Annotated in this window: 6 protein-coding genes and 1 pseudogene; 4 read left to right on the top strand and 3 right to left on the bottom strand. The window is 66.4% G+C overall.

Annotated features, from left to right (window positions below):
- The 3 genes from JMF90_RS19360 to JMF90_RS19350 all read right to left on the bottom strand — a co-directional run.
- The coding region (locus JMF90_RS19360) for a porin (protein WP_201325326.1) at positions 1-763 on the bottom strand (763 nt) is incomplete at its 3' end.
- A gap of 176 nt (positions 764-939) precedes the next feature.
- Positions 940-2,793 carry an ABC transporter ATP-binding protein gene (locus tag JMF90_RS19355; RefSeq protein WP_200161126.1) on the bottom strand — a complete coding sequence of 618 codons (1,854 nt, stop codon included), beginning with the start codon at positions 2,791-2,793 and terminating at the stop codon, positions 940-942.
- Between the two features lie 90 nt (positions 2,794-2,883).
- Entirely contained in the window at positions 2,884-3,903 is a 1,020-nt protein-coding gene (locus JMF90_RS19350; RefSeq protein WP_200161127.1) for a S9 family peptidase, read from the bottom strand.
- 147 nt (positions 3,904-4,050) lie between these two features.
- On the opposite strand from JMF90_RS19350, the gene JMF90_RS19345 reads away from it, so the two are divergent.
- The 4 genes and pseudogenes from JMF90_RS19345 to JMF90_RS19330 form a co-directional block, all read left to right on the top strand.
- Complete coding sequence (locus tag JMF90_RS19345) at positions 4,051-4,647, top strand: TetR/AcrR family transcriptional regulator (RefSeq protein WP_201317227.1); 597 nt, start codon at positions 4,051-4,053, stop codon at positions 4,645-4,647.
- Between the two features lie 138 nt (positions 4,648-4,785).
- Positions 4,786-5,352 (top strand): TetR/AcrR family transcriptional regulator, encoded by a 567-nt coding sequence (locus JMF90_RS19340; protein ID WP_012337111.1) that lies wholly within the window; start codon positions 4,786-4,788, stop codon positions 5,350-5,352.
- A gap of 222 nt (positions 5,353-5,574) precedes the next feature.
- Positions 5,575-6,000, top strand: coding sequence for an organic hydroperoxide resistance protein (locus tag JMF90_RS19335; protein WP_006481042.1), 426 nt, complete (start codon positions 5,575-5,577; stop codon positions 5,998-6,000).
- 57 nt (positions 6,001-6,057) lie between these two features.
- Positions 6,058-6,300: pseudogene (locus JMF90_RS19330) on the top strand (alpha/beta hydrolase); the annotation flags it as partial.

The raw sequence follows: 6,300 nt of genomic DNA, 5'->3' as shown, positions 1-6,300 counted from the left end.
CGCGCACGATCTGGATCGACTTCGCGCTCGAGAAGCCCTGGTTGATCACGGTGTTGAACAGCGTGTCCGAGCTGCTCGACCACGTGCGCACGCCGTTCGCGACCGTCGTGCCGCCGTTCGCGTAGAAGTAGCCGGCGCCGAGCGACAGCGGGCCGCTCGCATAGCTCGCGCCGAAGCTGTACGTGCGGCCGCTGCCGGTCGCGCCCGCGACGCCGCCGAAGCCGTACAGCGCCTCGAACTGGAAGCCGGAGATCAGCGGACTCGTGTATTTCACCGAGTTGCTGACGCGCAGGCTGTTGTCGTAGTTGTCGAGATCGCCCGGCGTCGCGAACACGCCGCCGAAGTAGTTGTCCTGCGTGAGGCCCTGCACGAGATCGACGATCGGGTCGTACTGGCGGCCGAGCGTCAGGGTGCCGTAGGTGCTGCTCGCGAGGCCGACGACGGCCTTGCGGCCGAATTCGCGCCCGCCCTGGCCGAGCGCGCCGGTGCCGATGTTGAAGCCGTTCTCGAGCTGGAACAGCGCGGACAGGCCGCTGCCGAGATCCTCGATGCCGCGTAGCCCCCAGCGGCTGCCCGACAGGTTGCCGCTGCTGAACTTCACGAGGCTCGACGCGTTGCTGCCGTTCGCGTTCTGCGCGTTGTGGACGTATGCGATGCCCGCGTCGGCGATGCCGTACAGCGTGACGCTGCTTTGTGCGTGCGCGCCGGCGGCGACGAGCGCGGCCGGCAGGGCGAGCAGCGCGAATGAACGGATCTGTTTCATCGTTGGATTCCCCCGTTGGTCGATTGGTCTGACGAATCGGTGAACGATACGGACCGCGCATCGTCAAGGGAACCAATTAATTGTCGGATCGTTATGAGGCGGGGCAGCGATGGATGCGCGCGCAACGGAACGACACGCGGCGCGCGGACATCCCGTGCATCGCGACAGGGCAGTGCCTACTGCGCCACGCTTTCCGCGTCCGCCGTCTCGCCGAGGAACCCGCCGCTCTGGTGCGCCCACAGCGCCGCGTAAATGCCGCCCGCCTGCAGCAACTGCTGGTGCGTGCCTTCCTCGACGATGCGCCCTTCGTCGAGCACGATCAGCCGGTCCATCGCGGCGATCGTCGACAGCCGGTGCGCGATCGCGATCACCGTCTTGCCGCTCATCAGGGTGTCGAGGCTGCGCTGGATCGCGACCTCGACCTCGGAATCGAGCGCGCTGGTCGCTTCGTCGAGCACGAGGATCGGCGCATCCTTGAGCATCACGCGCGCGATCGCGACGCGTTGCCGCTGGCCGCCCGACAGCTTCACGCCGCGCTCGCCGACCTCGACGTCATAGCCGCTGCGGCCGTGGCGGTCGCGCAGCCGGCCGATGAACTCGGACGCCTCCGCGCGCACGGCCGCATCCTGCATCTCGCGCTCGGTCGCGTCGGGGCGGCCGTACAGCAGGTTCTCGCGCATCGTCCGGTGCAGCAGCGACGTATCCTGCGTGACCATCCCGATCGCGGCGCGCAGGCTGTCCTGCGTCACCTGCGCGATGTCCTGCCCGTCGATCCGGATCGTGCCGCCGCCGACGTCGTAGAAACGCAGCAGCAGGTTCACTAGCGTCGACTTGCCGGCGCCCGAGCGGCCGATCAGGCCGATTCGCTCGCCCGGGCGGATCGTCAGGTTCAGTCCGTCGAATACCGCGCGATCGTTGTCCTCGTGCGCGAACTGCACGTCGTCGAACACGATTTCGCCGCGCCGCACCGTGAGCGGCTTCGCATCGGGCGCGTCGACCACGCTGCGCACCTTCGTCAGCGTGTTGATGCCGTCCTGGATCGTGCCGACGTTCTCGAACAGCTCGGTCATTTCCCACATGATCCAGTGCGAGTAGCTCGACAAACGCAGCGCCATCGCGATCACGGCTGCGACGACGCCCGCGCTCGCCTCGCCGTGCATCCACAGATACAGCGCGAGCCCGGCCGAGCCGATCAGCAGCAGCGTCGACAGCAGGTGGTTGACGATCTCGAACGCACTGACGAGCCGCATCTGTGCGTCGCCGGTCGCCTTGAACGCTTCCATCGCGCGCCGCGCGTGGTCGGCTTCGCGCCGCGTATGCGAGAACAGCTTCACGGTCGTGATGTTCGAATACGCGTCGGTGATGCGGCCCGTCATTAGCGCGCGCGCGTCGGCCTGCCGGCTGCCGACCGCACCGAGGCGCGGCACGAAATACGCGCATGCCGCGCCGTAGCCGAGCGCCCACAGCGCGAGCGGAATCATCAGCCGCCAGTCGAAGCTGGCGGCGAGCACGAGGATGCCGATCAGGTAGGCGGTGACGCCGATCACGACGTCGACCGACATGAACAGCGCGTCGCGCACCGCGAGCGCGGTCTGCATGATCTTGGTCGTCACGCGGCCCGCGAATTCGTTCGCATAGAACGACAGGCTCTGGTCGAGCATCAGCCGGTGAAACAGCCAGCGCAACCGCATCGGGAAGTTGATCGCGAGCACCTGATGCTTGACCATCGTATGCAGCGCGATCAGCAGCGCGCTGCCGGCGAGGATCGCCGCGAAACCGGCGAGCGTGCCGAAGTGGCGGCCGCCGAAGTCGGCCGGTGTCGATGACGACAGCCAGTCGACCACGTGCCCCATCATCGCGAACAGAGCGGCTTCGTACGCGGCCAGCGCGGCCGACGTCAGCGCGATCAGCAGAATCCAGCCGCGTGCGCCTTTCGTGCACGCCCAGACGAACGAGAAGAATCCCTTCGGCGGCGTGACGGGATCTTCGAGCGGGAAAGTCGGCAGGCGCCGTTCAAACCACGAATACATTGAAACCTCTCCTTGATGCGGTCGCGCGGGCGGGCGCGACCGATATTGCGTGATGCCTGTGACCTGTGCGGCGGCGCGCGGTGCGCGCGCTTACTGCGACCGGATCCACGCCTCGATCGGGCCGAGCGTGTCCGGCGCATAAGCGTGACGCCCGAGCGCCATGTACAGCCACGTCTTCCATTTCGGCCAGTCGGACTCGAGCTGATAGTCGAACCAGCGGCCGCGCAGCAACGCATGCGTCGCGCCCGGCACCACGACGACGTGCCGGTCGGCCCGCTTCCCGAATGCGTGCGCGTAAGCGTTCGCTTCGTCGGCCGCATCGACGTTGCGGTCCAGCGCGCCCCACACGGCCAGCACCGGCCCTTGCATCGTCGCCAGCGCCTGCGAGGCGTCTTCCAGGTAGTTCAGCGCGATGAAACCGAAGCGGCGCGGCTCGATGTCCGGGCGCCGGGCCGGATCGGCCGGCACGTCCGCTCGACCGAAGATTGCGTCGTTGCTGCGTCGCTCGGCGGCCAGTGTCGCATCGATTCGATCCGGCTGCAGGCCGGTTGCCTCGAGTTGCCGGCGCGTCAGGTAGGCGCCTTGGCGCCGCCAGCTGACGGCGCCGCCGACGATCACCGAGAACGCGGGCCGCACCGCATTCGCCACGCGCGGAATCACCCAGCCGCCCTGCGAGAAACCGAGCAGGCCGATCTTGTGCGTGGGGCCGGCGGCGGCGCGCACGCGCGCCATCGCGGCGACCGTTTCGTTCGCGCGGTCCTGCATCGATTGCGCGAGCCAGTCGCCGCTGCTGCGGCCGGTGCCCTGCTTGTCCCACGCGAACACGCCGATGCCGGCGTCGAGCAGGCTGTTGACGAGCGGCAGCATCGCGTCGTCCGAGAAGCGCGTGCGCGGCCCGTCGCCGTGGACGAGCAGCGCGATGGGCGCGTCGGGTGCGTGCGCCGGCAGCGCGAGCGTGCCGACGAGGTCGGCGTCGCCCGCGTGGAACGTCAGTGTCGATACGTTCGCGCCCTTCAGCTCGAAATCGGACAGGCCGCGCAGCGCAAGCGCGCCCGCCGCGACGCAGCCGAACAGGACGAGTGAGATACCGGCGATGACGATGCGTTTCATTGGTCCTCTGATCGTTTGTGTGAGCGAATGCCACGGGCGGCACATGCATGCGCACGCTGCATTGACGCTTCCGACGTCTCGCGGAGATAATAGATCGACTAATCAGTCTAATAAATATTTGAGCCATCGTCGAGCACGGAGTTCCCGTTGAGAAGGATCGATCCTGAAAGAGTGGAAGCGAAGCGGCGCCAGATTCTCGATGCCGCGATCGACTGTTTTGCGCGCGACGGCTTCCATGCGACGTCCACAGCCGCGATCTGCAAGGCGGCCGGGATGAGCCCGGGCAACCTGTTTCACTATTTCCCGACCAAGGCGGCGATCATCGAGGCGATCGCGCAGGACGATCAGCGCGAGATGGCCGAGCTGTTCGCGAAGCATGCGGACGCCGACGATGCGCTGGCCGCGATCGAGGAGATCGCGCTGACGTTGATGGAACTGTCGAGCGATCCCGTCTATGCGCGCATCTGCGTCGAGACCGCGGCGGAGGCGACGCGCAATCCGGACGTCGCCGCGTTGTTCGCGGCGAACGAGGCGCAGGTGAAAGGGCGGATGGTCGCGCTGATCAAGCGTGGTGTCGCGCAAGGGCGGATCGACGGAAGCCTGAAGCCGGATCTCGTCGCGACCTGGCTGCTCGCGCTGGCGGAAGGGGCGGTCGGGCGCGTCGTGTTCGAGCCGGGGTTCAAGCCGCGCGCGCATCGTGCGATGCTGCGGACGATCATTCAGCGGATGTTGAAGCCGCAGTGACGGAAGGGCGCGGCCCGCGCCCGAGCGCGGTACACCGCCCGCCGGGGCAGTGCCCGGCCGGCAGGCATCGGCACATCTTCCGCCGGGGCCGCAAAAAAGTGCTTGACTATCTATCTATGAGTAGATAAAGTTCGATCCATGGAAACGAAACCGACCGTCCGCGAACAGATTCTCGATCATGCGATCACGCTGATGATGCAGCGCGGTTACAACGGCTTCAGCTATCGAGACCTGTCCGACCTGGTGGGCGTGAAGACGTCGAGCATCCACTACTACTTCCCGTCGAAGGACGATCTTGTGCTGGAAGCGGTGGCGGCGTACAGCGACGAAGTCCTCGCGGCCATGCGGACGATCGATCCGGCGTTGCCGGCCGACGTGAAGTTGAGCCTGTACACGAAGATGTTCGGCCGCACGCTCGGCGACGGCAACCTGATCTGCCTGTGCGGGATGCTCGCGGCCGACATCGAAACGCTGCCGGAGAACGTGCGGCAGGCCGTGCAGGCGTTCTTCACGGCCAACGAGCGCTGGCTCGCGGAATTGCTGAAGCAAGGCGCGAAGGAAGGCACGCTGCAGTTCAGCGGCGAACCCGAAACCGCGGCGCGCACGTTGTACGCGGCGTTTCAGGGCAGCGTGCTGGCCAGCCGGTTGTTTCACACGCGGGCGCGTCTCGAGGATGTCGAGGCCGTCTGGAAAACGCGGTCCTGACGGACGGCGCAAGAAGTCGGGCGGTTCGCCGCCTTTTATTGGATTTCGTTATCTATCATGTAGTAGATAGATGATTGGCGCAGGTGGAGTATCCGCCTGCTTTTTTTGGGGATGTTTGTCTATCTATGAGTAGATAAATTGATGCGAGGCTGGCGGAGCAGCCGCCGGCACGCGGACCCGGTTCAAAGGCTGTTTCATTCATTTGTGGAAAAGGAGTCTGTCATGTCGATCGAAAAAGTGCTGTACCGCGCCCATGCAAAAGCCACCGGCGGCCGTGACGGCCGTGCGACGGTGCCCGAAAGCGGCCTGGACCTGAAGCTGACCACGCCGCGCGAACTCGGCGGCGCGGGCGGTGCGGGCGCGAACCCCGAGCAGCTGTTCGCCGCCGGCTACAGCGCGTGCTTCATCGGCGCGATGAAGTTCGTCGCGGCGCGCGACAAGATCGCGATCCCCGCGGACGCCGCGATCGAAGGCAGCGTCGGCATCGGCGCGATCCCGAACGGCTTCGGCATCGAAGTCGAGCTGAAGATCTCGCTGCCGGGCCTCGATCGCGACATCGCGCAAACGCTGATCGACCGTGCGCACGTCGTCTGCCCGTACTCGAATGCGACGCGCGGCAACATCGACGTCACGCTCACGCTCGTCTGATCAATCGCACTGCAAACCATTCATCGCCATTCAAAGACCTGACCAAGGAGTTGCACCATGAAGATCGTCAAGCCGCTGTTGATCGCTGCCGCCGTGGCAGCCGCACTGTCCACCGCACCTGCCGCGTTCGCCGCGGGCGCCGACGCCGTCGGTCCCGATGCGAAGACGAGCGCGTTTCTCGCCGCACTGAACGGCCAGAAGGGCCCGGGCCTCGAAACGCTGAGCCCCGCGAAGGCGCGCCAGGTGCTGGTCGACGCGCAGAACGGCGTGAAGGTCGATCTGTCGGGCATCGACGTGTCG

The sequence above is a fragment of the Burkholderia sp. E168m23 genome, assembly GCF_016586125.1.
GTDB classification, from domain to species: domain Bacteria; phylum Pseudomonadota; class Gammaproteobacteria; order Burkholderiales; family Burkholderiaceae; genus Burkholderia; species Burkholderia orbicola.
The sequence above is the reverse complement of the archived record's forward strand: the minus strand, read 5'-3'. Positions and strand labels throughout refer to the sequence as shown.

What these genes read in the sequence shown, in the direction of transcription:
- JMF90_RS19355 (WP_200161126.1), bottom strand. Translation starts at nt 2,793, where the DNA reads ATGTATTCGTGGTTTGAACGGCGCCTGCCGACTTTCCCGCTCGAAGAT.
- JMF90_RS19350 (WP_200161127.1), bottom strand. Translation starts at nt 3,903, where the DNA reads ATGAAACGCATCGTCATCGCCGGTATCTCACTCGTCCTGTTCGGCTGC.
- JMF90_RS19340 (WP_012337111.1), top strand. Translation starts at nt 4,786, where the DNA reads ATGGAAACGAAACCGACCGTCCGCGAACAGATTCTCGATCATGCGATC.
- JMF90_RS19335 (WP_006481042.1), top strand. Translation starts at nt 5,575, where the DNA reads ATGTCGATCGAAAAAGTGCTGTACCGCGCCCATGCAAAAGCCACCGGC.